The following is a 24,002-nucleotide window of genomic DNA, read 5'->3' as shown; positions in this document are numbered from 1 at the left end:
ATGAAGAAGGATATCTCACCCAGCCTGCGCTCGCTGTTGGTTGAAATCGCAGCGAAGCACAATTTGCTCCTACCCGAGAATGGCGTCAGATACCTCGTTGAGCGTGATCGCGAGTCGCTGATTGATGCGTTGCTGGAAGAACTGTCAGAGAGCGGCTTGGGGCCTGACGATGAACCTAATCAACGAGGCATTGAGATCGAAGAAATCATTGACTTCGTCGGCCCCGTCGTTGATCGGCCCGATGCGTCGGGTGACTGAAGGCACGTTGATGCGGGCACGGTCTGATTGACGCACGGCGAAGATCAAGCGCGCCGCTGGAAGAACACGGCTGAGACGGAGCGCGCATTCGGCTGATCCTGCTGGATCGCAGGTAACAAAAAAGCCCCCATTGCTGGAGGCTTTTTTTGTTCTGCAACATGGTGGGCGGTACAGGGATCGAACCTGTGACCCTTGCCGTGTGAAGGCAATGCTCTACCGCTGAGCTAACCGCCCGGTGTGTTGCTGAGCCGCTCATTATAGGGGCTTTTCAGAGGCCGTCAACACTTTTTCACATTCGTGTTCACGGGTGTTTTCGGGGTGCGCAGCCGAGCATGGCTCGGCTCTACAGAACAGCGGGTTCACAGGCGTTTCGGGGCATGCAGCCGAGCCCAGCCCGGCGCTACCGGAATCACATCGTATGGGTCGGCTTGTCCGAGCCGGTAAGCCCGGCCAGCAGGGTCTCGATCTTGTGGCGCACGCCCTCGCCTTCGGCACCATCGGCCAGCTGCACGCCGATGCCGGCGGTGCGGTTGCCCTGCGCGCCTGCCGGGGTCACCCAGATCACCTTGCCGGCCACCGGCAGGCGCTCGCTGGAATCGGGCAGGGTCAGCAGCAGGAACACCTCGTCGCCCAGGAAGTAGCGTTTGGGCGTGGGCACGAAGATGCCGCCATTCTTCACGAACGGCATGTACGCGCTGTACAGCGCGGCTTTGTCCTTCACGGCCAGGGACAGGATGCCCTGGCGGGCGTTGCTGGCACTCATCGATTTCCCCTTGCGGCGGGCCGCTCGTTCACCTTGTTCCAGGCCAGCAGCAACTCGACCACCGCAAGGTCTGCACGCACCGTGGTGCGCAGCAGGTCGCGGGTGCGGTTGGCCGCATCGAACCAGGCTGCAAGCTTGTGCAATCGCTCCGGCGTGGTCAAGGCATCGGTGCTGGCCTGGGTCAGTGCCAGGTCGGCGGCAAAGCGCAGGCGCAGCGCCGCGTTGTCGTCACCGCACCACTTCTGCGCCAGCTCCACCGCGCCGGTCTTGCCGGCAGCCAGCTGTTCCAGCTCGCGGCCCACTTCGCGGCGCAGGCTCAGGCCGTCTTCGCGCAGCCAGTTGTCGGCCTGGCCGGGATGGCCGCGCGCCGCGTCCAGCGCTTCGCGCGCCGATGCCTCGCTATGGCCCTGCTGCTGCAGCCATGCCAGTGCTTCGTGCTGCGGCGGCAACTTGAATTCCAGGCGCTGGCAGCGGCTGCGGATGGTCTGCGGCAAGCGTGCCGGGTCGCTGCTGATCAACCACAGGTAGCGGCCGGGCTGCGGCTCTTCCAGGGTTTTCAGCAGCGCGTTGGCCGCCGAGCGGTTGATCGCATCGGCCGGGTCGACGATCACCACCTGCGCCACGCCGTACTGCGGGGTCAGCGCCAGCTTGTCGGTGATCTCGCGCATCTGCTCGATGACGATCTCGGTACGCAGCTTGTCGCCGCTCTTGTTCGGAATGAAGCTGACCAGCTGCAGGTCCGGGTGGGTGCCCGCCGCGATCAGCTGGCGCGTGCGCGTGGCGTGGGCTGCATCGCCCTGCGCCAGCACGTGGTCGGCCAGCGCCAGCGCCACCTCATGCTTGCCCAGCCCGGCCGGACCGCAGATCAGCAGGCCATGACCGAGGCGACCGGCGTCGAGCGCGGCCACCGTCTGTTCGAACGCGCGCTGCTGCCAGGGCGAAAACGTGCTCATGCGCCCTCCCCGTCCCGCAGCCAGCGCTCGACACGCGCGACCACATCGGCGGCCACGCGCGCCTGCTCCTGGCCCGCATCAATCAATGCGAAGCGCTGCGGATCCTGCTGTGCGCGGCTGCGGAACACTTCGCGCACGCGCTGGAAGAAATCGTCCTGCTCGCTCTCGATGCGGTCCGGCCACAGGTCGCGGCCGTTGGCGCGCGCGCGGCCGACGGCCACGTCCACATCCAGCAGCAGGGTCAGGCCGGCAGCAGGCCGACCGCGCGGCGCTCCAGGTCGGCAATCCACTGCGGGTCGAGGCCACGGCCACCGCCCTGATAGGCGTAGCTGGAATCGGTGAAGCGATCGCTCAGCACATAGGCGCCGCGCTGCAGCGCCGGCCGGACCACCTGGCGCACATGCTGCGCGCGTGCGGCGAACACCAGCAGCAACTCGGCTTCGGCGCTGAGTGGCTCGGCAGCGATCTCGGCATCGGGCTTCAGCACCAGGCCGCGGATGCGCTCGGCCAGGGGCGTGCCGCCCGGCTCGCGGGTCAGCACCACCTCGTGGCCGTGGCTGCGCAGGCAGTCACGGATGGCATTGATGGCGGTGGTCTTGCCCGCGCCTTCGCCGCCTTCCAGGCTGACGAAACGCGGGTGGCGAAGCAGCGCGGGACTCATTGCGCCGGGGTCTCCTGGGTACGTTGCTGGCGCAGCTGCTGCAGGTAGCGGGCTACGGCCGCGTTGTGCTGGTCCAGGCTGGGCGAGAACACGTGCGCGCCACTGCCATCGCCCACGGCGACGAAATACAGCGCGTCGCCCGCTGCGGGTTGCGCGGCGGCCATCAGTGCATCGCGGCTGGGCATGGCGATCGGGGTCGGGGTCAGGCCGGCACGGGTATAGGTGTTGTAGGGCGTATCGGTGGTCAGGTCGCGGCGGCGGATGTTGCCGTCATACGCGGCACCGAGGCCGTAGATCACGGTCGGGTCGGTCTGCAGGCGCATGCCGATCTTCAGGCGACGCATGAACACGCCGGCAATCTGCGGGCGCTCGCTGGCCAATGCGGTTTCCTTCTCGATGATCGAGGCCATCGTCAGCAGTTCGTAGGGCGTGTTGATCGGCAGGTCCGGCGCGCGGCTTTCCCAGGCTTCATCCAGCGCCTTTTCCATCGCGGCGTGCGCGCGCTTGAGCACGTCCAGATCGCTGTCGCCGCGCTGGTAGACGTAGGTCTCCGGCAGGAAGCGGCCTTCCGGATGCTGGCCACCGAAGCCGAGGCGCTGCATCAGCGCGGCGTCATCAAGATTGTCGGTGGTGTGCAGCAGCGGCTCGGCGCGCTTGAGCGCGGCACGCAGCTGGCGGATGTTCCAGCCCTCGACAATCGTGACGCGGTGCTGCAGCACCTTGCCGGCACGCATGCGCAACAGCAGCTCGCGCGGGGTCAGCTCGCCGCTGAGCGCGTACTCGCCCACCTTCAGCTTGCCGGCGGCATCGAGCTGGCGCGCCAGCAGTTGCCACTGGGTGTCCTGGCCCTCGTCCACGCCGGCATCGCGTAGCTTGCGCAGCACGCTGTTCATGCCATCGCCGCTGGCGATGACCACGCTTTCGGCGGTGGGGGTGATCGGGGCATCGGCGAAGCGGGTCTGCTGGTAGAAGAACCACGCGCCCGCGCCGGCCACGACAGCGGCCAGCACCACCACCAGCGTTACCACGAACAGACACCCGCGCTTGGCTCCCGCCATGGACTACCTCTGAACTCGATTCCGTCGTGCAGGATACCGTGCCGGTGGATTGGGGTCATGACCGGGGTGGCGTCGCCGTGCCGACCAACGGTCGGCACCCACCACAATCCATGCCTGGCGCGGCGATCAGTAGATCCACGCCATGCGTGGATGAATGGCCATGGAGGACTCCGTGCCGACCCACGGTCGGCACCCACCGTGGGGGAATGGCGTTGCCGGCCAGCGGCCGGCACTACCCCTACTGGCCGAGCGCGCGCAACAGGCCGCGGGCCTTCGCGCGGGTCTCGTCCAGTTCCTTGTCCGGGTCCGAATCAACCACGATGCCGGCGCCGGTGCGGAAGCTCACCTCGTGGCCATCCACTTCGGCGGTACGGATCAGGATGTTCAGGTCCAGGTCGCCATCGCGGTTCAGCCAGCCGAACGCGCCGGTGTAGGCACCGCGCGGCACCTGCTCCAGCTCGCTGATGATCTGCATGCATCGCAACTTGGGGCAGCCGGTGATGGTGCCACCCGGGAACGTGGCGGCGATCACCTCGCCGGGCGTGACCTCCGGGCGCAGGTGGCCGCTGACATTGCTGACGATGTGGTGCACATGGGCGTAGCTCTCCACCGTCATCAACTCATCGACCACCACGGTGCCGGGCAGGCAGATGCGGCCCAGGTCGTTGCGTTCCAGGTCGATCAGCATCACGTGCTCAGCACGCTCCTTGGGGTGGCCGACCAGCTCCCGGATGCGCGCGGCATCATCGTCCCCCTCGAAGCGCGGACGCGTGCCGGCAATGGGACGCGTCTGCGCGTGGCCGGCATGCACCGACACCAGCCGCTCCGGCGAGGAACTGACCACATGGCGACCGTGCGCGCTGAACAGGCCGGCGAACGGTGCCGGGTTGGCACGACGCAGCTGCGCGTACAGCGCCTGCGGCTGGACCGGCGCAGCGAACTGCGCGCTCCAGCGCCGCGACAGGTTCACCTGGAACACATCGCCGGCACGCAGGTAGTCGATCACCCGGCGCACGCCGTCGGTGAAGCGCTGTGGCGCATCCTCGCCCACCGACTGCGGCGGCTGCCAGCCCTGCCCGGCCTCCGGCAGTGCCTGCGACGCCATGGTCACCAGCGCCTCCAGCAGGGCCTGCTCACCGGCTTCGGCGATGACGAAGCTGGCGTCGTTCTGGTGGTCGTGCAGCACCGCAGCCGGGCAGCGCAGCGCCAGCGCGGTCGGGCGGCCGTCCTCGCGCGCGCGCGCCGGCAGCACCGGTTCAATCTGGCTGGCCACTTCGTAATCGAGCATCAACGCCCAGCCGCCACGGAACGGCAGGCTGTGGCTGCCGTCGTGCGGCAGGCGTTCGTGCTGCCAGGCACGGTCCAGCACCTGCAGGAAGCTGCCGGCGTGTACCGCGTCGTGCTGGTCGCGCACCTGGCCATCGGCATCCAGCCGCAGGCAGTCGCCCTGCGCGGCCAGCAGCAGGCTCCAGCGGCCCTGGGCGGTGCCCGAGGCGGTGGATTCCATCAGCAGCGGGAAGCGTGCCGGGTCATGATGCTGCAGGGCCAGCAGATCGATCGGGTGCGGCAGCGGTTGGATCAGCGGTGCGTGGGTCATGATGGCCAGTTCAGGGATTCAGATGCACGGAAGCCGCCTTGCGGCGGCCTCCTCGTGCGTAATGCACGTTCAGTCGAGCATGGCCCGACGCTACAACCCGGTCAGACGCGCTTGAAGATCAGCGTGCCGTTGGTGCCGCCGAAGCCGAAGCCATTGGACATCACCACGTCAACCTTGGCCTGGCGTGCTTCGTTGGGCACGTAGTCCAGGTCGCAGCCTTCGCCCGGCTGCTGCAGGTTGATGGTCGGCGGAATGACGTTGTCCTGCAGCGCCATCACCGAGAAGATCGCTTCCACGCCGCCGGCCGCGCCCAGCAGGTGGCCGGTCATCGACTTGGTGGAGCTGACCATCATCTTGTAGGCGTGGTCGCCGAAGGCGGTCTTCATCGCCATGGTCTCGCCCAGGTCGCCCAGCGGCGTGGAGGTGCCGTGCGCGTTGAGGTAGCCGACCTGTTCCGGGGTCACACCAGCGTCCTTCATGGCCATGACCATGCAGCGGGCGGCGCCTTCGCCGTTCTCGCTCGGGGCGGTCATGTGGTACGCGTCGGAGCTGGCACCGAAACCGGCCAGTTCGCAGTAGATCTTCGCGCCGCGTGCCTTGGCGTGCTCGTACTCTTCCAGGATCAGGATGCCGGCGCCGTCGCCCAGCACGAAGCCGTCACGGTCCTTGTCCCACGGGCGCGAGGCCTGTTCCGGAGCGTCGTTGCGGGTGCTCATGGCCTTCATCGCGCAGAAGCCACCCAGGGCGGTCGGCGACGAGCCACGCTCGGCACCACCGACCACCATCACGTCGGCGTCGCCGTACTGGATCATGCGCATCGCGGTGCCGATCGAGTGGTTCGAGGTCGCGCACGCCGACACCGCCGAGAACGACGGGCCCTTCAGGCCGGTGATGATGCTCAGCTGGCCCGGCAGCATGTTGATGATGGTCTTGGGCACGTAGAAGGGCGAGATCTTCTTGCCCTCGTGGAACTCGATGGTCTGCTCTTCGATGCCGAGCAGGCCGCCGATGCCGGCGCCGACAATGGCGCCGATGCGCTCGGCATTGGCGTCGGTGATCTCCAGGCCCGAGTCGTGCAGGGCCATGAACGAGGCACCGAGGCCGTAATGGATGAACGGGTCCATCTTCTTGGCATCCTTGCCGCTGACCCGGTACTTGCCGAACAGTTCGTTGTCGGCGGTGATGTCAAAGCCCTTGACCTCACCTGCAATCTTGGTGGTGAACCGGTCCAGGTAGGCATCAGAAACGTTGGTCAGCGGACCGATGCCCGAACGACCCTGGGTGATGCCTTCCCAGCTGCTGGCCAGATCATTGCCCAACGGCGAGACGATACCCAGGCCGGTTACGACGACGCGACGCTTCATTGCTGATTCTCCTGACCCGAAGGTTCAATCGGGTAACACGGTTTGCTTCGGTGTGATGCTCAAACACACGGGGCCGCAACTGCGGCCCCATGGGGTGCGGTGCGCGGCGAGCGGAGACCCGCGCGCACTGCCGTCTGACATCAGGCCTTGACGTGGGCCGTGATGTAGTCGATGGCGGCCTGCACGGTGCTGATCTTCTCGGCTTCTTCGTCCGGGATCTCGCACTCGAATTCTTCTTCCAGGGCCATCACCAGCTCGACGGTGTCCAGCGAGTCAGCGCCCAGGTCATCGACGAACGATGCGCTGTTGGTGACTTCATCTTCCTTGACGCCAAGCTGTTCGACGACGATTTTCTTGACGCGTTCTTCGATGGTGCTCATGGGATCTCGCTCCAGATGGAGTTGTGGTTCAAAAGTGGTCGCCATCAAGGGCGATGGCCGTGGGATAGTGTAGTGGAAACCGGCGCGGCCTTGCATTGCAGCAAAAACCTCCGCAGATCAACCACTTGCGGCGCAATCCCTGCGCCCCTTGCTTACGGCATGTACATGCCGCCGTTCACATGGAGGGTTTCGCCGGTGATGTAACCGGCAGCCGGGCTGGCCAGGAACGCCACCGCATGGGCGATGTCCTCCGGCGAACCTAGGCGTTCGAGGGCGATGTCGTTGATCAGCGCGGTACGCGCTTCTTCCGGCAACGCCTTGGTCATGTCGGTGTCGATGAAGCCGGGTGCGACAACATTGACGGTGACGCCGCGCGAGCCGATTTCCTTGGCCAGCGACTTGCTGAAGCCGATGATGCCGGCCTTGGCGGCCGCGTAGTTGGCCTGCCCGGCATTGCCGGTCACGCCCACCACCGATGCGATGTTGATGATGCGGCCCTTGCGCGCCTTCATCATGCCGCGCATCACCGCCTTGCTGGTGCGGAACACGCTGGTCAGGTTGGTGTCGATGATCGACGCCCAGTCCTCGTCCTTCATGCGCATCAGCAGGTTGTCGCGGGTGATGCCGGCATTGTTGACCAGGATCGAGATCGGGCCGAATTCCTTGGCGATGCCATCGAGCACGCTGTCCAGCGCAGCGGCGTCGGTGACGTTCAGCGCGCGGCCGTGACCGCCGTGGGCGGCCAGGCGCTCACCGATCGCGGCGGCGCCGGATTCGGTGGTGGCGGTGCCGATGACGGTGGCGCCCTGGGCGGCCAGCAGATCGGCGATGGCGGCACCAATGCCACGGCTGGCACCGGTGACCAGTGCGATTTCACCCTGCAGGGGCTTGCTCATGTTGTTTTCCTCAGACGGGAGCGGCCGCCGCACCGTGCCGCTTGCAGCGGCCACCGGTACGGTCGGCAGGAAACAGGGAAGGTCAGGCCGACCATGCCTCGCGGGCGGCTTCAAAGTCGCCCGGCGTGGCCAGAGGACGGCCGTCGATGGCCTTGTCGATGCGCTTGACCAGGCCGGTCAGCACCTTGCCTGGGCCGCACTCGGCGATCTGGGTGATGCCACGGGCGGCCAGCGCCTGCACGCAACCGGTCCACTGCACCGGCTGGTAAAGCTGCTGGACCAGCGCGGTGCGGATGGCGTCCACGCCGTCGTGCACCTGGGCATCGACGTTCTGCACCACCGGCAGCTGCGGCGCCTGCCAGGACAGGCCAGCCATCACTTCGGCCAAGCGGTTGGCGGCTTCGCGCATCAACGGGGTGTGCGAGGGCACGCTGACGGCCAGCTTGACCGCCTTGCGCACGCCCTTCTCGGCCAACAGCGCCAGCGCACGGTCGACCGCGTCGGCGTCGCCACCGATCACGATCTGGCCCGGCGAATTGAAGTTGGCCGGCACCACCACCTGGCTGCCTGCGGCTTCGGCGCAGACATCCAGCACCAGCTGGTCTTCGGCACCGAGCACGGCGGCCATGGCACCGACACCGGCCGGTGCCGCTTCCTGCATCAGCTGGCCACGCAGGCGCACCAGGTGCGCGCCGTCATGCAGGCTCAGCGCGCCGGCGGCAACCAGGGCGGTGTACTCGCCCAGACTGTGGCCGGACAGCACCGACGGGCGCGGACCGCCCACGGCGTTCCAGGCGCGCCACACACCAATGCTTGCGGCCAACAGGGCCGGCTGGGTGTATTCGGTACGGTTGAGCATTTCTTCCGGGCCACCCTGGGACAGCGCCCACAGGTCGACGCCAGCACCATCGGATGCCTCGGTGAAGGCTTCACGCACCTGCGGGTGCAGTTCGGCCAGCTCGGCCACCATGCCCACAGACTGCGAGCCCTGGCCGGGGAAGACAAAAGCGAGGGTGGATACGGTCACGCGGTCATCCGCTTGCTGCAATCGAAGCGGGCCATGATAAGGGGGAATCCGCTGTGTCGTCTGTACGTGCGCGTATGCAGGCGTATGGAGGGCGGCCGGGCAAGCGCAATGGGGTCAGATCCCTTTTCCGCAGGAAAAGGGATCTGACCCCGATCAGCCATCAGCAGAACAGCTGCAGCACGTCCAGATCGCCGTCGGCGAGGAAATCCACGCACAGGCCCACCAGCATCAGCACGCCAGCAGTGCTGGCACCGTGGGTGATGAAGATCGAATGGGCCAGCGCGCGCGCTGAGCGGCCCAGCTTCATGCAGACCCTGGCCAGGCTGCGCAGGCGGCCACTGACCGCATGCACGTGCTCGCGCACCGGCGCCTGGACCTCGCCCATCGCCTCGGCCATCATCGCCTGCAGATGTTCGGGGCGATCAGCGTAGTACTTGGCCACGCCATAACCGAACATCAGCCAGTCGCGGGCCTGCGCTTCGGACAGGTCCATCACTTCCAGCGGATCTTCCTCGAAATCGATGAAGCCGACCTGCTGCCCATCCCAGGTGAGATTGCGCGGCAACGGCTGGCCGAAATAGGCGCCGCGCGCATGCGCTTGGGCAATGGCCTGCATCGCCGCCATCACCAGCCGATCACGACCGGCCTCATCCGCTTCACGCAGGCAGGTATTGAACGAGCTGCCGTTGTCGCCGATCACCAGCGCGGCATGGCCGGTGCCCAGCACGTCCGGCACGTTCACGCCTTGCGCCTGCAGCTCTGCAAGGCGGCGGGCCTCGGTTTCGCGCGCGGCGTCACCACCACGGTGCGGCGGCGGGCGCAGGGCATCGAGATGGAAACGGCGCGCAACAAAATTGAGCAGGCCCAGGGCCAGTGCTCGGCTTCCCTTGCCGTACTGCTTCAGCCAGGCACGTTGCCCTTCGATGACGATGGGCTCAACCATGACAGGTCCTCCTTAAACGCGTTACGGCCCCGGAGGGCCGTAACGACAAGACTTCACATTGTCGTAACTTGCACTATCAATAGCGCAGCAGGGCCGAACCCCACGTGAAGCCACCGCCGAAGGCTTCCAGCAACAGCAGCTGGCCGCGCTCGACCCTGCCCGACCGCACGGCGGCATCGAGCGCCAGCGGCACTGAACCGGACGAGGTGTTGCCGTGCTTGTCGACGGTCACCACGACCTGGTCCATCGACATGTCCAGGCGCTTGGCGGTGGCTTCGATGATGCGCAGGTTGGCCTGGTGCGGAATCAGCCAATCCAGGCCGGACTTGTCCAGGCCGTTGGCGGCCAGGGTCTCGTCCACGACCGAGTCCAGCGCCTTGACGGCGTACTTGAACACGTCGTTGCCCTTCATGTTGATGGTGCCACCACCGTTGGCGCCGTCCTTGAAACCGCTCGAGACGCCAACCGGGTTCCACAGCAGTTCCTTCTTGCTGCCATCGGCATGCAGGTGGGTGCTGAGGATGCCGGTTTCTTCGTCGGCCTTGAGCACGACGGCGCCGGCGCCATCACCGAACAGCACGCAGGTGGTGCGATCGTTCCAGTCGACCATGCGGGTCAATGTTTCGGTGCCGATCACCAGCACGTGCTTGCAGTCGCCGGAGCGGATGAACTTGTCGGCCACGCCCAGCGCGAACACGAAGCCGGAACAGGCTGCGTTGACGTCGAAGGCGGGGCACCCGGCCACACCGAGCTTGGCCTGGATCAGGCACGCGGTGGACGGGAAAATAAGGTCAGGGGTGGTCGTACCGACCACGATCATGTCGAGCTGCGAGGCATCGATGCCTGCGGCTTCAAGCGCGCGCAGGGCGGCGTTGTAGCCAAGGTCGCTGGTGGTTTCGCCTTCGGCCGCGATGTGCCGTTCACGAATTCCGGTGCGCGACTGGATCCACTCATCCGAGGTTTCGACCATTTTTTCCAGGTCGGCGTTGGTCAGGACTTTCTCCGGCAAATAGCTACCGGTGCCCGCGATCCTCGAATAGATCCGCTTGCTCATCATGTTTCCTGTTGCGCGGGCCGCCGATCACCGGCACGCCCGGGAAAGAAGGCAAAGGCCGCTGCCCGGAGGCAGCGGCCTTCCCGGCACATCAATCTTCTTCGACGGCCGAGGTCTTGGTCTGGATGACCTTCTTGCCGCGGTAGAAACCATCGGCAGTGATGTGGTGACGCAGATGCACTTCGCCGGTGGTCGGGTCGGTCGACAGCTGCTTGGCGCTCAGGGCGTCATGCGAACGGCGCTGGCCGCGGCGGGACGGGGTAACACGGGATTTCTGGACAGCCATGGGATTGCTCCAAACTCGGTTCGTTTTGCTTCGTCGTTTCGTCGCACAGGACGCCAGCGCCCAGCACACTTTTCGCTTTCGCCGCAGCCGCCGACGACAACCGGCTGCTATTGTTTCTTCAATGCCGCCAACGCCGCAAACGGGTTGGCCTTCTTTGTTTCTTCTTCGCTCGGTGCCCAGTCCTGATCGACTGCCTCACCGTCGGGCGACAGCGGCACCACAGGCACCGCCAGCACCAACTCGTCCTCGACCAGGTCCAGCGGACGCAGCTGGCCGTCTTCCGGCACCAGCAACGCCTCGTATTCCTCCGGCAGGGACGATTCCTCGTCCTCGTCGCGGATCAGGCCAAGCCTCTGGGTCACCTTCACCGGCAACAGGAATCGCTGCATGCTGCGCTGACAGGTCAGCGGCAACGCGGTGTCGATGGTCAGTTCCACATAGGATACCCGCAAGACGTCGTCGCGACCGAATTCAAGCGAGTAGACACACTCGCCGTCGGTATCTGCGACCAACCCCTGCAGGCGGGTCAATTCAGCCAGGGAGACCTGACCGTCGAAGCGCCTTCGCGCTACAACCATCCGCCAGGCATCCAGCGTTTCGGGCACGTTCGCGGACATAAGCCGCTGAATACTAAGGATCGCACCACCTGCTGTCAAATGCCCGCCATACAGGACTTGCTGCTGGCGTTGCCGGCGGGCCAGACTGCCGCACCCTGCCCCGGTATTCTCGCATGTCACTGGTCCTGGCCTCCACCTCCCGCTACCGTCGCGAACTGCTGCAACGGCTGGGCCTGCCCTTCGACTGCGCACGCCCGGAGGTGGATGAAACGCCGTTGAACGGCGAGGGGCCGCTGGCCTTGGCCACGCGCCTGGCCGCCGCCAAGGCGGCCAATGTCGCCGCGCGCCATCCGGGTGCCTGGGTGATCGGCTCGGACCAGGTGGCCGACCTGAACGGCCAGCCGCTGGGCAAGCCTGGCACGGTCGAGGCGGCCTGTGCGCAGCTGGTGGCGATGTCCGGGCAGACGGTACGCTTTCACACGGCAATCAGTCTCAGACGGGATGGAGAATCCCTCGCCGCCCTGGATCTGACCGAAGTGCACTTCCGCGCGCTGGACTCGCAGGAGATCGCCCGCTACGTCGCCACCGAGCAGCCACTGGACTGCGCCGGCAGCTTCAAGTGCGAGGGCCTGGGCATCAGCCTGTTCGAGGCGATCGACAACCGCGACCCGACCGCGCTGGTCGGCCTGCCACTGATCGCGCTGTGCGGCCTGCTGCGCAGGGCCGGATTCGCGGTGCCGTGAACGGTAGAGCCGAGCCCATGCCCGGCTGCTTTTTTCGAGGATGCCTGCCATCTGAATCGGAAGCAGCCGGGCATCGGCTCGGCTCTACAGGACCAGAGGACCTCAACGAACCTCGAACGGTTGCTCCTGCCACGCCTCCACGCTGCCATCGCGCCCGTGCAGGCGCAGGCCGAGCCAGTGCCGGCCCGGCGCCAGCGTGGTGGTGTCCAGCGACGCGTCGAAGCCCACCGCCGGATGCTGCGGATCGGTACTGTCCGGCCAGGCGGGGCGAATGTCGAACACGCGCCCGTAACGCGCGTCTCCGATCGAGCGGCCATCAACCAGCACTTCAACCCGCGCCAGCCCGACCCCATCCTTGAATGCCCAGCCCTTGATGGCGAGCGTTCCGGAGACCTTTTCACCGTTGGACGGCGCATCCAGCCAAGCCATTGAGGGCGTTACGCAGGCCCCCTGTGCACGCTTGGCCGGCAGCCGGAACAGCAGGAACCGCTGGAAGCCATGATCGCTGCTGACCACGCGTGGCGCCGGCAACGGCCCCACCTGCTCGCAGATGGTGTGATAGCGCGCCAGCAGGTCGCGGTAGCGCTGGTCACTGGGTGACAGCACCAGCAGCATCGGCACACCGCGCGGGCCTTCGTGCAGCAGGTCCCACTGCGCCAGCTGTGCGGTGCGCCCATGCTTGTCGTTGAGCGGATGTGGCAACACCTCGATATCGCCATTGCCCAGCTGGAAGCCCAGTTCGGCACCGACCTTGAAGTTGCCCGCCAGGACACGCGTACCCGGTGGCATCTGCCGCAGTTCGTCACGCACCGCCACGGCCAGTGGCTGCCAGCCGGCAAAGTTGCGCGGGTAGTACTTGCTGCCGGCCATCTGCTCGCGAAGTGCCGGCGTGGACGCCATCAGGTAGTAGCCGAACGCCAGCACGGTACCTGCAGCGGCCAGCCACCAGCCGGTACGGCGCAGCCAGCGCGGCCAACCGTTGAGGACCACCGGCACGGCCACCAGCAGCGCCAGGTAGCCTGGCAGCGGCCAGTGGAAACTGATCCGCTCGACATCGGTGAAGAAGCCCAGCAGGAAGATGCCCAGCGTCGACACCCCGCCCACCAGGCCGAAATAGCGCCACTGCACCCGCGCCCCACCGCCACTGCGGGTACCCGCGAGGGCGACCTTCCACATCGCGATGCACAGGATCGGCGTCACCAGCATCGGCTGGATCACCAGGAACCACAGCCCCTCCCACTCGAACGTCCACGGGTGGCGCTCGACCACCTGGAACTTCAGGCCGGCGTCGTGGTTGTCGGCATTCCACGCCAGCAACGGCAGCCAGGCCAGCACGCCCACCGCCAGCGCCACCCATACGCGCGGGTCGGCCAGCATGCGACGGCCCTGCGGCAACGCCAGCAACGCAATGAAGCCGACACCGATGACACCAATGAAACGGTAGTGGCTGAGCGCACCGATCAGCAGGCCCAGCGCCAGCTTCATCGCCGAGGACGCGTCCACGCTGTGCAGCAGGCGTGCACCTGCGTGCAGGCAGATCACCGCCGCCAGCGCCATCGGTACGTCCGGCACGGCCAGCAGGCCCAGCGTGGCCGACAACGGCATCAGCAGCGTCAGGCTGCCCGCCTGCCAACCGGCCACGTTGCCGAACCAGCGCGTAGCGATGCGCACCACCAGCAACGGCAGCAGCGCACCGATGGCCAGGAACGGCAGGCGCAGTGCGAGTACGTGATGGCCACCGATCTCCACGCCCAGGCGTGCAAGCCAGGCGGTCAGCCCCGGCAGGTCGGAATAAGCAGCGGCCAGGTGCTGGCCTTCCTGCCAATAGAACGCCTCATCGACGAACAGCGGCAGGCGCGCAGCCACCACCAGCTTGGCCGCTGTGATCAGCGTCCATAACCAGAGAAATATTGTCCGCGCGCGCTGTTCGCCTTGCATTGCTCTATGGATAATCGAGTGGATTCCAGACCTGAGACGATCATGCCAGCCTCGTCCCCCAATCCCAGCATGCTAACCGATCAACTGCGCCAGGCCCTGCGGGAGGCACAGGATCAGGTGAACGCACTGGTGCTGGGCAAGGTGCCGGAAGTCAGGCTGGCCTTTGTCGCCCTGCTTTCTGGCGGCCACCTGCTCATCGAGGATCTGCCCGGGCTGGGCAAGACCACGTTGGCGCATGCATTGGCCAGCAGCCTCGGCCTCAGCTTCCAGCGCGTGCAGTTCACCTCTGACCTGCTGCCGGCCGATGTACTTGGCGTTTCGGTGTACGAGGCCGGCAGCCGCCAGTTCCAGTTCCATCCCGGCCCGGTGTTCACCCACGTGCTGCTGGCCGATGAGATCAATCGTGCACCGCCGCGGACACAGAGTGCGCTGCTGGAAGCGATGGCCGAGCAACAGGTCACACTGGATGGACAGACACATCCACTGCCCGATCCGTTCTTCGTCATCGCCACGCAGAACCCGGTCGACCTGTCCGGCACCTTCCCGTTGCCGGATTCGCAGCTGGATCGTTTCCTGCTGCGGCTGGCGATGGGCTACCCCAGCGCGCAGGCCGAGCGCGAGCTGCTGCGCGGCAGTGATCGCCGCGACCTGATCGCACGCGCGGTGCCAAAGCTGGACGACACCCAGGTGCGTGCATTGCGTGAAGCGGTTGGCCAGGTGCATGCCAGCGACGCGCTGATCGACTATGTGCAGGCGCTGCTGACCCGCAGCCGACACCATGCCGGCGTGCGCGTAGGCCTGTCACCGCGCGCGGGACTGGCCCTGCTGCGTGCCGCCAGGGCACATGCGCTGCTGCTCGGCCGCGGGCATGTGGTGCCCGAAGACGTGCAGACCCTGTTCGTGGCGGTGGCCGGCCATCGCCTGGTGGCCGAAGCCGAATCCAGCTCGGGGCCGGCGCTGGCGCGGGCGATCCTGCAGACCGTCGCGGTGGACTGAAGGTGGCCACACGCTGGGCACGCATGCAGCTGCTGGCACGCCCCCGCAGGCCCGAAGCCCTGCCGCAGCGACTGGACCGCCATCGCATCTATGTACTACCAACCCGCTTCGGCCTGTTCGTCGCCACCCTGCTGTCGGCGATGCTGCTGGGCGCATTGAACTACAACAACAACCCGGCCCTGCTGCTTGCGCTGCTGCTGGCCGCGGCAGCGATCGCCAGCGCAATCGCCGCGCACCTGCAGCTGTCCGGCATACAGATCGATGCAATCTCCGCCGAACCGGTACCGGCCGGGCATCCCCTGCGCCTGCGCGTGGACCTTTCGTTGCGTGACCCGCGCGCGCGCCACGGGCTGCACCTGCAGCTGGGCGCAAGCGAGGCCTGGGTTGCACTGCCTGCACACGGTCGCGGCGAAGTGGAGCTGGATGTTCCCAGCGAGCGGCGCGGCTGGCTGGAACTGCCCCGCATCCGCCTGTCGAGCACGCAGCCGCTGGGACTGGTGCGGGCATGGTCGTGGGTGTGGCCGGAGCAGCCGCTGCTGGTCTATCCACTTGCCGAGGCACTGGCACCGCCGCTTCCGGAACGTGGCAACGACCCACTGCACACCCGCGCCCATGCCAGTGGCGATGAGCTGCACCAGTTGCGCCCCTATCGTGCCGGCGATGCCCCGCGCAGCATTGCCTGGAAACACTCGGCGCGCCGCGACAGCCTGCTGGTACGCGAATACGAGAAGCCGATCGGCATCGAAGTGGTGCTGGACTGGCGCACGCTGGCGGCGCTGGGCCATGAAGCGCGCATCGCGCGGCTGGCACGCTGGGTCGACATGGCCGAGCGCGAAGGCCGTCGCTATACGCTGCTGCTTCCGGCCCATCCGCCGTTGGGGCCCGGCCAGGGCGCCAGCCACCACCACCTGTGCCTGCGCGCACTGGCATTGATGCCCCATGACTGAGCCTGCCGTCCTGCTCGACCGCAACGCCCGCAGCTGGACCCTGGCCAGCGCAGCGCTGGCGCTGCTGCCACTGCTGCTGCAGCTGCCACCGGTGCTGGCCAGCGTGATCGCGATCACTGCGGTGCTGACCGCTGCGCTTTCGTGGCGGCGGGTGCTGCCGATGCCGGTTCGCCTGGTGCTGGTGCTGGCCATGCTTGCCACCATCGTCTGGCAGATGGGCATGGTGCGCCCGGGCCGCGATACCGGCTGCGCATTGCTGGCGGCGATGCTGGCGATCAAGTCCAGCGAACTGCACAATCTGCGCGATGCGCGCAGCCTGCTGGGCTTCGCGTTGTTCTCGCCGTTCGCCGCCTTCCTGCTCGACCAGGGGCCGTTGACCACCGGGCTGGCAGCGCTGGCCGCAGTTGCCGCACTGCTGGCCCTGCAACGCCTGGCCCTGGACGAGGGCCACAGCCCTCGACTGCCGCTGCGCGGACAACTGCGTGGTGTCGGCCGCCTGCTGGGGATCGGCCTGCCACTCGCGCTGGCCTGCTTCTGGCTGTTCCCGCGCTTGTCCACGCCGCTGTGGGGCGTACCCGAGCGAGCGGTGGGCACACCGGGCCTGGCTGACAGCATGGCGCCGGACCAGTGGCTGGACCTGATGGCCGACGACACCCCGGCGTTGCGCGTGCAGTTTTTCGGCGCGGTGCCCGAGCCTGCGCAGCGCTATTGGCGCGGCCCGGTGCTGACGTCGTTCGACGGCCACCGCTGGAGCCGCGATCGCGCGACGGCCGGACGCCCCGCACCGGTGGTCGAAACCGCCGCACAGGGTTGGGACTACCAGATCGACTACGAGCCCACCGACCGTCGCCTGCTGGTGGCACTGGACCTGCCCAGCCGCGCACCGGAGGGCAGCAGCTTCGATGCCGACATGAGCCTGCGCAGCGACCGCACGCTGTCCGCGCTCAGCCGCTGGCGGTTGCATTCGGCGCCGCCGCAACGGTTCGACACCGATCTGTCGCCCTACCTGCGCCGCGCGGCGCTGCAGCTTCCGCCCGGCTTCAATCCGCGCACCGCTCAGCTCGCGCGGCAATGGCGGCAGGAGGCAGACAGCGATGACGAGGCCATCGTCCGCCGTGCGCTGCAATGGATCACCCGCGACTTCTCCTACACGCTGGATACACCGGTGGCGGGGCGCGATCCGGTCGACGATTTCCTGTTCAACTACAAGGCCGGCTTCTGCCAGCACTTCAGCTCGGCCTTCGTAGTGCTGATGCGCAACGCCGGCATTCCGGCCCGGGTGGTGACCGGCTTCGCAGGCGGTACCCGCAACCGCATCGGCGACTACTGGGTGGTGCGTCGCATGGATGCCCACGCCTGGGCGGAAGTCTGGCTGCCGCAACGCGGCTGGGTGCGGGTCGACCCGACCGCGGCCGTGGCACCCGAACGCATCCTGGACACCCTGGACGACCGCCTGCGGGCCGGCACCGATACCCCGCTGCAACAGCGCTGGCTGCAGCTGGGGCAGATGGGTGACTGGCTGCGGCGCGGCTGGAACGACCTGGTGCTGTCCTTCGATGCACGCCGCCAGCAGCAACTGCTCAAGCCGTTCGGGCTGGATGACCTCGGGCCGGCGCAGCTGGTGACCGGATTCGTGGTCGCCGCCCTGCTGGCACTGGCGTGGATGGCCTGGCTGCTGGCCCGCGGCGAGCGCGAGCGCGACCCGCTGCTGCGCGCCTGGCACCGGCTCGGGCGGCGGTATGCGCGCCTTGGCCTGGCCCGCGAACCGCACGAAACCGCACAGGACTGGGCACAGCGGGTTCACCGGCAGCGACCCGACCCGACCCTGCCCGCGCTCAGCCAGCGTTTCGCCGACGCGCGCTACGCTGGAACTTGCACCGACCTCGCTTCATTATTGCGGGACCTGCGCAGGCATCGCCCGACTTCCGGAGCCTCCCCATGAACACCAAGTTCCTCCTCACCGCTGTGGCCACGCTGGCCCTGTCGGCCTGCGCCACGGCCCCCAAGCCGCTGCAGGGACAGTTCAGCCTGGTTTCCCCGCGCGACTCGGTCGCCACCCAGCAGGTCGGTACGCCGGTCCGATGGGGCGGCCGCATCATCGAGACCAAGCCCGGCCAGGGCGAGACCTGCTTCCAGATGATCTCGCGCCCGCTCAACGCCAGTGGCCGCCCGAACACCACCTCGTCCGACGCCAGCGACGGCCGCTTCATTGCCTGCCGCGCCGGTTTCTACGACCCGGCCGTGTTTGAAGCCGGGCGTGACGTGACCTTCATCGGCAAGATCGACGGCTACCAGAACACCCGCATCGGGGACTACGACTACCGCCTGCCGAAGCTGTCGGCCGATGTGATCTACCTGTGGCCGGAACAGCGCCAGGTCGATGTGGTGCCCTACCCCTATGGCCCGTGGGGCCCGGGTCCGTGGGGCCCGTACTGGGGTGGCTACGGCCGTTGGGGCTGGTGGTGATCGCCACCCAGCCCGCATGATCGGAAAAGGCCGCCTTCGGGCGGCCTTTTTCATCCACACATGCGTGGACAGGGCTTCAACGCCCCGGCGTACCGAAATGCCCCAGCGGCGCGCCGGCCAGCAGGTGCATGTGGATGTGGAACACGGTCTGCCCGGCGTGCTCGCGGCAGTTCATCACGATGCGGTAGCCGTCCTGCGCGAAACCCTCGCGGCGCGCGTATTCGGCAGCGGCCAGGGCCAGCTTGCCGACCAGGTGCGCCTGCGACGGCTGCAGGTCGTCCAGGGTCGGGATGATCTCGTTCTTCGGAATGAACAGTACGTGCACCGGCGCCTGCGGTGCGATGTCCTTGAAGCCCAGCACCTCGTCGTCCTCATAGACGATGGTGGCCGGGATCTCGCGACGGATGATCTTGCTGAAGAGGGTTTCGTTGCTCATGGTCGGCCTCGGCGGGAGTGTCTTCCGCATTGTAGGCCGGCCGCGCCGGGCGATGCCCGGGTGGTGCTCAATCACGGAATTCGCTGCGCGTCCCGAACGCGTGCGACAGCGTGCCGCGGTCAACGTATTCAAGCTCGCCGCCAAGCGGCAGGCCCTGTGCCAGCCGGCTGGGCTGCACCTTGCGCGCGCGCGCCAGCTGCGCAAGGTAATGCGCGGTGGCTTCGCCTTCGACGGTGGCACTGGTGGCGATGATCAGCTCCTGTACCTCACCTTCGGCCAGCCGCTGCTCCAGCTGCTCCAGGCCCAGCTCGCGCGGGCCGACGCCATCGAGCGGCGACAGCCGGCCCTGCAGCACGAAGTAGACACCGCGAAAACCCGTCGCGTTCTCGATCGCGAGACGATCGGCCGGCGATTCGACCACGCACAGCTGGCTGCGCTCGCGGCTGCTGTTGGCACAGGTCGGGCACAGCTCGGTTTCGCTGAAGTCGCGGCACTGCGCGCAGTGGCCGATACGCTCCACCGCCAAGGCCAGCGTTTCGGCCAGGCGCTGGCCGCCTTCGCGCTCGCGCTCGAGCAGGTGGTAGGCCATGCGCTGCGCCGTCTTCTGGCCTACGCCAGGCAGCACCCGCAGTGCGTCGATCAGTTGTTCAAGCAGGGGTGCGGACACGGCGGCATGCTTTGATGGCGCCGAGCGAGCTCGACGGCTACAGATTCTGTGGCACCCGCTTGCACGGATGCCACGCTGGCAATCAGAACGGCAGCTTCATGCCCGGCGGCAGCTGCATGCCGGCGGTGGCCGAACCCATCTTCGACTTCGACTCGGCATCGATCTTGTTCGAGGCATCGTTGAAGGCGGCGGCGATCAGGTCTTCCAGCATCTCCGGGTCGCTGGTCAGCGACGGGTCGATGCGCACCTTGCGGCATTCCTTGGCGCCGGTCAGGGTCACGCTGACCATGCCGCCGCCGGCACTGCCGGTCACTTCGATCCTGGCGATTTCTTCCTGGGCCTTCTGCAGGTTTTCCTGCATCTTCTGGGCCTGCTGCATCAGTTGGGCGATATTGCCGCGCATAGTGTCTTACTCGTCAAAAGAACGGATGGAATCGGAAACAACCCGGGCACCGTGCTGTTGGATCAGCACCTGCACTTCCGGGTCGTCCATGAAAACGGCCTCTGCCACCTGCTGCCGCTCGCCACGCTGGCGGTCGGCACGCTGATGCAGGGTCTCGGCCGGAACGTGTTCGGTTTCCACGGTCTCGACCACGATCTTCGGCGCCTGGCCAAGGGCCTTCTCCAGCATCTCGCCCAGGGCAGCCAGCGCGCGCTCCGAGCGCAGGTACTCAAATCCGGGCGAAAGGCCCAGTTTCAAGGTCCCGTGCTGGCAGCTGATGAAGGCGGCGTTGGCAGCCAGCTGCCGCGAGGGGCCGCTGAGACCGCTGTTGGCGACCAGGTCCAGCCAGTCTTCGGCAGTGGCCAGCTCGCTGACACCTTCCTGCGGTGCGGCCTCACGCGCCGGAGCCGGTTCGGCCGGCGCAATGGCAATACCTTCGGCGCGGAACGAACGCTCCGGCGGCGCAGGCTCGCCTGGATCCGCGGCGGGAGCCGGCGGTTCATGCCAGGGCGCGACCATGGCGGCATCCGGGCCGGCCATCTCGGCCGCCAGAGCCCCATCCCGCGCCTCGGCTTCGTCGGTGGCCCACGGCGGCAGGTCATCGCTTGCCTCTGCAGCGATGGCAGGCGCCAGCGCCTCGGCCTTCACCGGCGGCGGTGACACGGGCTCTTCCACCGGAACCGGCTCGGGTTCAGGCGTCGGATCCGGCTCCGGTTGCGGGGCCGGCTCGGGTTCGGGTTCAGGTTCGCGCGGTGCAGCCGCCGGAGCGGCCACCTGCGCCGCCACGGCCGGGCTGGCCGAAGCGACGGCAGCAGCCGGCGTCGCTTCATGGCTTCCGGCATGGGCGCCACCACCGGCAGCGTTGCCACCCGGCGTGCCTCCCACCGCACCGTCGACGGCCTTCGGCACCGGCGGTACCGCTGCGGCCGGGCGGAACGCCAGCATGCGCAGCACCGCCATTTCAAAGCCGGCGCGCGGGCTCGGCGCCAACGGCAGGTCGCGTCGACCATTCAGGGCCATCTGGTACCAGAGCTGCACCACTTCCGGGCGCAGGCGCTCGGCGAATGATGCGACATCCAGGCCTTCCGCGACGGCGGCACCCGGCACCAGCTGCTGCACCTGGATGCGGTGCAGGCCTTCGGCGAGCGCTTCCAGCACGCCACTCCAGTCCGGCGAGAATTCGGCCAACGCGGCCACCACCTGCAGCAGGCGCGGGCCATCGCCCTCGGCCAGCGCATCGAGCATCGCCGCCACCTGGGTGCGATCCACAGTGCCCAGCATGGTGCGCACCACATCCTCGCGCAGCGCGCCGCCGGCATAGGCGATCGCCTGGTCCAGCAGTGACAGGCCGTCACGCAGGCTGCCGTCAGCGGCCTTGGCCAACTGCACGATGGCGCTGCCGTCGGCCTCGATCTCTTCCGCCGCCAGGATGCGGGTCATCTGGCCCTGGATCTGGTCTTCGTCCAGGCGCTTGAGATTGAACTGCAGGCAGCGGCTGAGCACGGTGACCGGCAGCTTCTGCGGGTCGGTGGTGGCCAGCAGGAACTTCACGTGCTCCGGCGGCTCTTCCAGCGTCTTCAGCAGTGCGTTGAACGCCGCCTTGGACAGCATGTGCACTTCGTCGATCAGGTAGACCTTGTATTTGCCGCGCGAAGGCATGTACTGCGCGTTCTCGATCACCTCGCGCACGTCGTCCACGCCGGTGTTGGACGCGGCGTCGATTTCCAGCAGGTCGATGTAGCGACCGGCGTCGATGTCCAGGCAGGCGGCGCACTGGCCGCACGGGTCGGCACTGGTGCCCTGCTCGCAGTTGAGCGACTTGGCGAAGATGCGCGCGATGGTGGTCTTGCCCACGCCACGGGTACCGGTGAACAGGAACGCGTGGTGGACACGGCCGCTGTCCAACGCATTGCTGAGCGCACGGACCACGTGTTCCTGGCCCACCAGCTCGGCAAAACGCTTCGGACGCCACTTGCGGGCAAGGACGAGATAGGACATCAGGCCACCGTTTTCCATCGGAAGTTCCATTGTGCCATGCCTGTCCAGCCCCTTCGCCAACATCGACCCCGTATGTGTTGCCTGGCCGGGGTGCTTGTGTCCGGCCGCGCCGCCCGCTAGAATCTGCGCCCCTGCTGAGGCGTTTGCCGATGGCAGGATCCGGAGAGGTGTCCGAGTGGTTGAAGGAGCACGCCTGGAAAGTGTGTAAGCGTCTAAACCGCGCTTCGGGGGTTCGAATCCCCCTCTCTCCGCCAGATAAATGAAGAAGCCGCCCAGTGGGCGGCTTTTTTGTTTGGCTGGCGGGAATCGTCGCAGGTACTACCGGACTGAACAGGGCCTGCCGTCGTGGCCGGTCCAACGGCCCGCCCGCCGACGGCGCGCGATCCGCCGCAGGTCATCTGCGCCGGAGCAGTCCCCGCACGCAGGCGCCGACGAACGCCAGCCCCAGCAGCACCCACACGACCGCCATTCCCCACAGCGCACCGAACGTGTCCAGGACCGGATCCAGCCGCGGTTGCGCCGGGTCGTACAGCACGCGTACCGGCTGCCCAGTCTCATAGCCGAAGATCATGCCGCCCTGCGGATACGAGACGCGTTGGCCGGTCGCGGTGGTGAACGCGACCTGCGGATGCGATCCGCCGGCGTTCAGGCGCTCGACCTGGCCATCAACGGCCTGCGCGACCGCCAGGAACTCAAGACGATGTGTCACCTCGAAGGCGGCCACAGCAAGGATCAACAGACCCACCACGCCAAACAGCAGACCGCGCATGAGCTGGGCAGTCCGGAAAAAAGAAGGGTCGGGCATCGCTGGGCAGCTCCGTTGCAGGCGGGAAGACGAATGCGGCCGGCGGATCCTGCCGCGCGGTCAGTCCCACGTGTGGAAAGCATAGCCCAGAAGCCACTGCGCCCCACTGCACGCCATCGCCACCGGATGCGCCTCGCCATTGCCCGCCACCGACGCACCCGCCTGGTACAGGCGCCTGCATTCCGCACGCTCATTCGAGTGGGGAGACGTCACCTGTAAAGGGATTGGCATCGCTCCATGTACCCTTGAACGTTTCGCCCCCTCCCAACGTCTGGACGGTTGAAATGCAGCCGGGCAACTCCATGGCATTTCCCATGAATCTCCGCCTCTACCGCCCCGCCGATGCCAGCGCCTGCCTGTCGATTTTCGACAGCAACGTACCCACCTACTTCGCGCCCGAAGAGCGCAGCGACTTTGAATGCTTCCTGCGCGAACAGGCCACGGACTGTGCATTCCAGGTGATCGAGCGCGATGGAAACGTCGTCGCCTGTGGCGGCCTCTCGCGCCGTAGCGACGGCAGCGCCGGCTTCTGCTGGGGCATGGTGCAGCGCGCGCTGCACCGCCAGGGACTGGGCCGCGAACTGGCACTCGCGCGCCTGCACCAGGCTGAAAGCGATCCGTCGATCGACCGCATCGCGCTCAGCACCAGCCAGCACACCCAGGGCTTCTATGCCGGCCTGGGTTTCCAGGTGACGCGCATCGTGCCCGATGGGCATGGCGCCGGGATCGACGCCGTTGAGATGGAGCGGGAGCTCTAGCGCTCCCGC

General features: G+C 67.2%; 25 protein-coding genes, 2 tRNA genes and 1 pseudogene. 8 read left to right on the top strand and 20 right to left on the bottom strand.

What is annotated here, in order from left to right; translation table 11 throughout:
- Entirely contained in the window at positions 1–258 is a 258-nt protein-coding gene (locus DL544_RS04535; protein WP_021202623.1) for a hypothetical protein, read from the top strand.
- 159 nt (positions 259–417) lie between these two features.
- On the opposite strand, the gene DL544_RS04530 is transcribed toward DL544_RS04535, so the two are convergent.
- From DL544_RS04530 to DL544_RS04465, 14 genes and pseudogenes are all read right to left on the bottom strand, one after another.
- A tRNA-Val gene (locus DL544_RS04530) sits at positions 418–492 on the bottom strand.
- A gap of 175 nt (positions 493–667) precedes the next feature.
- Positions 668–1,021: a PilZ domain-containing protein gene (locus DL544_RS04525; RefSeq protein WP_005412452.1), complete on the bottom strand. Its 354-nt coding sequence runs from the start codon at positions 1,019–1,021 to the stop codon at positions 668–670.
- Positions 1,018–1,974 carry a DNA polymerase III subunit delta' gene (locus tag DL544_RS04520; protein ID WP_065185804.1) on the bottom strand — a complete coding sequence of 319 codons (957 nt, stop codon included), beginning with the start codon at positions 1,972–1,974 and terminating at the stop codon, positions 1,018–1,020. Before DL544_RS04520 ends, DL544_RS04525 begins: the two co-directional genes overlap by 4 nt.
- Positions 1,971–2,635 (bottom strand): annotated as a pseudogene (tmk, locus tag DL544_RS04515) (dTMP kinase). Before tmk ends, DL544_RS04520 begins: the two are co-directional and overlap by 4 nt.
- Positions 2,632–3,693: an endolytic transglycosylase MltG gene (gene mltG, locus DL544_RS04510; protein ID WP_065177973.1), complete on the bottom strand. Its 1,062-nt coding sequence runs from the start codon at positions 3,691–3,693 to the stop codon at positions 2,632–2,634. The pseudogene tmk and the gene mltG overlap by 4 nt, the downstream one beginning before the upstream one ends.
- Before the next feature lie 238 nt (positions 3,694–3,931).
- Positions 3,932–5,290 carry an aminodeoxychorismate synthase component I gene (locus tag DL544_RS04505; RefSeq protein WP_139726776.1) on the bottom strand — a complete coding sequence of 453 codons (1,359 nt, stop codon included), beginning with the start codon at positions 5,288–5,290 and terminating at the stop codon, positions 3,932–3,934.
- A gap of 101 nt (positions 5,291–5,391) precedes the next feature.
- Positions 5,392–6,654 carry a beta-ketoacyl-ACP synthase II gene (gene fabF / locus DL544_RS04500; protein ID WP_065177975.1) on the bottom strand — a complete coding sequence of 421 codons (1,263 nt, stop codon included), beginning with the start codon at positions 6,652–6,654 and terminating at the stop codon, positions 5,392–5,394.
- Between the two features lie 140 nt (positions 6,655–6,794).
- A complete protein-coding gene (acpP, locus tag DL544_RS04495; RefSeq protein ID WP_061480516.1) occupies positions 6,795–7,034 on the bottom strand; it encodes an acyl carrier protein in 240 nt (79 codons plus the stop codon).
- A 152-nt stretch (positions 7,035–7,186) separates the two neighbouring features.
- Complete coding sequence (gene fabG / locus DL544_RS04490; RefSeq protein WP_005408312.1) at positions 7,187–7,930, bottom strand: 3-oxoacyl-ACP reductase FabG; 744 nt, start codon at positions 7,928–7,930, stop codon at positions 7,187–7,189.
- Between the two features lie 82 nt (positions 7,931–8,012).
- Positions 8,013–8,957 carry an ACP S-malonyltransferase gene (gene fabD / locus DL544_RS04485; protein ID WP_005415507.1) on the bottom strand — a complete coding sequence of 315 codons (945 nt, stop codon included), beginning with the start codon at positions 8,955–8,957 and terminating at the stop codon, positions 8,013–8,015.
- A gap of 160 nt (positions 8,958–9,117) precedes the next feature.
- The gene (locus DL544_RS04480; RefSeq protein ID WP_053499577.1) at positions 9,118–9,900 is read right to left on the bottom strand and encodes a BUD32 family EKC/KEOPS complex subunit; all 783 of its coding nucleotides are present in this window, start codon (positions 9,898–9,900) and stop codon (positions 9,118–9,120) included.
- 76 nt (positions 9,901–9,976) lie between these two features.
- Positions 9,977–10,954 (bottom strand): beta-ketoacyl-ACP synthase III, encoded by a 978-nt coding sequence (locus DL544_RS04475; protein WP_139726775.1) that lies wholly within the window; start codon positions 10,952–10,954, stop codon positions 9,977–9,979.
- A gap of 91 nt (positions 10,955–11,045) precedes the next feature.
- Complete coding sequence (rpmF, locus tag DL544_RS04470; protein WP_005408308.1) at positions 11,046–11,240, bottom strand: 50S ribosomal protein L32; 195 nt, start codon at positions 11,238–11,240, stop codon at positions 11,046–11,048.
- Positions 11,241–11,347: 107 nt separating this feature from the next.
- Positions 11,348–11,857: a YceD family protein gene (locus tag DL544_RS04465; protein WP_005415504.1), complete on the bottom strand. Its 510-nt coding sequence runs from the start codon at positions 11,855–11,857 to the stop codon at positions 11,348–11,350.
- A gap of 113 nt (positions 11,858–11,970) precedes the next feature.
- On the opposite strand from DL544_RS04465, the gene DL544_RS04460 reads away from it, so the two are divergent.
- A complete protein-coding gene (locus tag DL544_RS04460) occupies positions 11,971–12,540 on the top strand; it encodes a Maf family protein (protein ID WP_065177976.1) in 570 nt (189 codons plus the stop codon).
- A gap of 102 nt (positions 12,541–12,642) precedes the next feature.
- Here DL544_RS04460 and DL544_RS04455 read toward each other — a convergent pair whose 3' ends face one another.
- On the bottom strand, positions 12,643–14,478 hold the full coding sequence (locus DL544_RS04455; protein WP_065197124.1) for a glycosyltransferase family 39 protein: 1,836 nt from the start codon (positions 14,476–14,478) through the stop codon (positions 12,643–12,645).
- A gap of 42 nt (positions 14,479–14,520) precedes the next feature.
- On the opposite strand from DL544_RS04455, the gene DL544_RS04450 reads away from it, so the two are divergent.
- Genes DL544_RS04450 through DL544_RS04435 form a run of 4 tightly spaced genes read left to right on the top strand, consistent with a single transcriptional unit; the run spans position 14,521 to position 18,887 of the window.
- Positions 14,521–15,474 carry an AAA family ATPase gene (locus DL544_RS04450; RefSeq protein ID WP_049417066.1) on the top strand — a complete coding sequence of 318 codons (954 nt, stop codon included), beginning with the start codon at positions 14,521–14,523 and terminating at the stop codon, positions 15,472–15,474.
- Positions 15,475–15,497: 23 nt separating this feature from the next.
- Positions 15,498–16,421, top strand: coding sequence for a DUF58 domain-containing protein (locus DL544_RS04445; protein WP_053499582.1), 924 nt, complete (start codon positions 15,498–15,500; stop codon positions 16,419–16,421).
- Positions 16,414–18,363: a transglutaminase TgpA family protein gene (locus tag DL544_RS04440; RefSeq protein ID WP_139726774.1), complete on the top strand. Its 1,950-nt coding sequence runs from the start codon at positions 16,414–16,416 to the stop codon at positions 18,361–18,363. The genes DL544_RS04445 and DL544_RS04440 overlap by 8 nt, the downstream gene beginning before the upstream one ends.
- Positions 18,360–18,887 carry a Slp family lipoprotein gene (locus DL544_RS04435; protein ID WP_005415498.1) on the top strand — a complete coding sequence of 176 codons (528 nt, stop codon included), beginning with the start codon at positions 18,360–18,362 and terminating at the stop codon, positions 18,885–18,887. Before DL544_RS04440 ends, DL544_RS04435 begins: the two co-directional genes overlap by 4 nt.
- Before the next feature lie 76 nt (positions 18,888–18,963).
- Here the strand turns inward: DL544_RS04435 and DL544_RS04430 are convergent, their stop codons facing one another.
- The 4 genes from DL544_RS04430 to dnaX form a co-directional block, all read right to left on the bottom strand.
- Positions 18,964–19,323, bottom strand: a complete 360-nt coding sequence (locus DL544_RS04430; protein ID WP_005415497.1) for a histidine triad nucleotide-binding protein — start codon at positions 19,321–19,323, stop codon at positions 18,964–18,966.
- A gap of 67 nt (positions 19,324–19,390) precedes the next feature.
- A complete protein-coding gene (gene recR / locus DL544_RS04425; protein ID WP_005415496.1) occupies positions 19,391–19,990 on the bottom strand; it encodes a recombination mediator RecR in 600 nt (199 codons plus the stop codon).
- Between the two features lie 82 nt (positions 19,991–20,072).
- Positions 20,073–20,393, bottom strand: a complete 321-nt coding sequence (locus tag DL544_RS04420; protein WP_019659509.1) for a YbaB/EbfC family nucleoid-associated protein — start codon at positions 20,391–20,393, stop codon at positions 20,073–20,075.
- A gap of 6 nt (positions 20,394–20,399) precedes the next feature.
- Positions 20,400–22,448, bottom strand: a complete 2,049-nt coding sequence (gene dnaX / locus DL544_RS04415; protein ID WP_065197188.1) for a DNA polymerase III subunit gamma/tau — start codon at positions 22,446–22,448, stop codon at positions 20,400–20,402.
- Between the two features lie 143 nt (positions 22,449–22,591).
- Between dnaX and DL544_RS04410 the strand changes: the two genes are divergently transcribed.
- Positions 22,592–22,684 (top strand) — tRNA-Ser (locus DL544_RS04410).
- Between the two features lie 140 nt (positions 22,685–22,824).
- Here DL544_RS04410 and DL544_RS04405 read toward each other — a convergent pair.
- Positions 22,825–23,199, bottom strand: coding sequence for a DUF3592 domain-containing protein (locus DL544_RS04405; protein ID WP_065197187.1), 375 nt, complete (start codon positions 23,197–23,199; stop codon positions 22,825–22,827).
- Between the two features lie 350 nt (positions 23,200–23,549).
- Between DL544_RS04405 and DL544_RS04400 the strand changes: the two genes are divergently transcribed.
- Positions 23,550–23,993 (top strand): GNAT family N-acetyltransferase, encoded by a 444-nt coding sequence (locus DL544_RS04400; RefSeq protein WP_005415487.1) that lies wholly within the window; start codon positions 23,550–23,552, stop codon positions 23,991–23,993.
- The last annotated feature ends 9 nt before the right edge of the window (positions 23,994–24,002 follow it).

The organism is Stenotrophomonas sp. pho, from assembly GCF_006228405.1.
Taxonomy (GTDB): Bacteria; Pseudomonadota; Gammaproteobacteria; order Xanthomonadales; family Xanthomonadaceae; genus Stenotrophomonas; species Stenotrophomonas sepilia.
This window is presented reverse-complemented; position numbering and strand designations above follow the sequence as displayed.

Coding starts and splice junctions, on each gene's coding strand:
- DL544_RS04465 (WP_005415504.1), bottom strand. CDS start 11,857: ATGTCCGCGAACGTGCCCGAAACGCTGGATGCCTGGCGGATGGTTGTA.
- dnaX (WP_065197188.1), bottom strand. CDS start 22,448: ATGGAAAACGGTGGCCTGATGTCCTATCTCGTCCTTGCCCGCAAGTGG.
- rpmF (WP_005408308.1), bottom strand. CDS start 11,240: ATGGCTGTCCAGAAATCCCGTGTTACCCCGTCCCGCCGCGGCCAGCGC.
- fabG (WP_005408312.1), bottom strand. CDS start 7,930: ATGAGCAAGCCCCTGCAGGGTGAAATCGCACTGGTCACCGGTGCCAGC.
- fabF (WP_065177975.1), bottom strand. CDS start 6,654: ATGAAGCGTCGCGTCGTCGTAACCGGCCTGGGTATCGTCTCGCCGTTG.
- DL544_RS04400 (WP_005415487.1), top strand. CDS start 23,550: ATGAATCTCCGCCTCTACCGCCCCGCCGATGCCAGCGCCTGCCTGTCG.
- DL544_RS04480 (WP_053499577.1), bottom strand. CDS start 9,900: ATGGTTGAGCCCATCGTCATCGAAGGGCAACGTGCCTGGCTGAAGCAG.
- DL544_RS04440 (WP_139726774.1), top strand. CDS start 16,414: ATGACTGAGCCTGCCGTCCTGCTCGACCGCAACGCCCGCAGCTGGACC.
- DL544_RS04455 (WP_065197124.1), bottom strand. CDS start 14,478: ATGCAAGGCGAACAGCGCGCGCGGACAATATTTCTCTGGTTATGGACG.
- DL544_RS04520 (WP_065185804.1), bottom strand. CDS start 1,974: ATGAGCACGTTTTCGCCCTGGCAGCAGCGCGCGTTCGAACAGACGGTG.
- DL544_RS04430 (WP_005415497.1), bottom strand. CDS start 19,323: ATGAGCAACGAAACCCTCTTCAGCAAGATCATCCGTCGCGAGATCCCG.
- mltG (WP_065177973.1), bottom strand. CDS start 3,693: ATGGCGGGAGCCAAGCGCGGGTGTCTGTTCGTGGTAACGCTGGTGGTG.
- DL544_RS04535 (WP_021202623.1), top strand. CDS start 1: ATGAAGAAGGATATCTCACCCAGCCTGCGCTCGCTGTTGGTTGAAATC.
- DL544_RS04445 (WP_053499582.1), top strand. CDS start 15,498: ATGCAGCTGCTGGCACGCCCCCGCAGGCCCGAAGCCCTGCCGCAGCGA.
- DL544_RS04505 (WP_139726776.1), bottom strand. CDS start 5,290: ATGACCCACGCACCGCTGATCCAACCGCTGCCGCACCCGATCGATCTG.
- DL544_RS04420 (WP_019659509.1), bottom strand. CDS start 20,393: ATGCGCGGCAATATCGCCCAACTGATGCAGCAGGCCCAGAAGATGCAG.
- DL544_RS04405 (WP_065197187.1), bottom strand. CDS start 23,199: ATGCGCGGTCTGCTGTTTGGCGTGGTGGGTCTGTTGATCCTTGCTGTG.
- DL544_RS04450 (WP_049417066.1), top strand. CDS start 14,521: ATGCCAGCCTCGTCCCCCAATCCCAGCATGCTAACCGATCAACTGCGC.
- DL544_RS04460 (WP_065177976.1), top strand. CDS start 11,971: ATGTCACTGGTCCTGGCCTCCACCTCCCGCTACCGTCGCGAACTGCTG.
- DL544_RS04435 (WP_005415498.1), top strand. CDS start 18,360: ATGAACACCAAGTTCCTCCTCACCGCTGTGGCCACGCTGGCCCTGTCG.
- DL544_RS04475 (WP_139726775.1), bottom strand. CDS start 10,954: ATGAGCAAGCGGATCTATTCGAGGATCGCGGGCACCGGTAGCTATTTG.
- acpP (WP_061480516.1), bottom strand. CDS start 7,034: ATGAGCACCATCGAAGAACGCGTCAAGAAAATCGTCGTCGAACAGCTT.
- DL544_RS04525 (WP_005412452.1), bottom strand. CDS start 1,021: ATGAGTGCCAGCAACGCCCGCCAGGGCATCCTGTCCCTGGCCGTGAAG.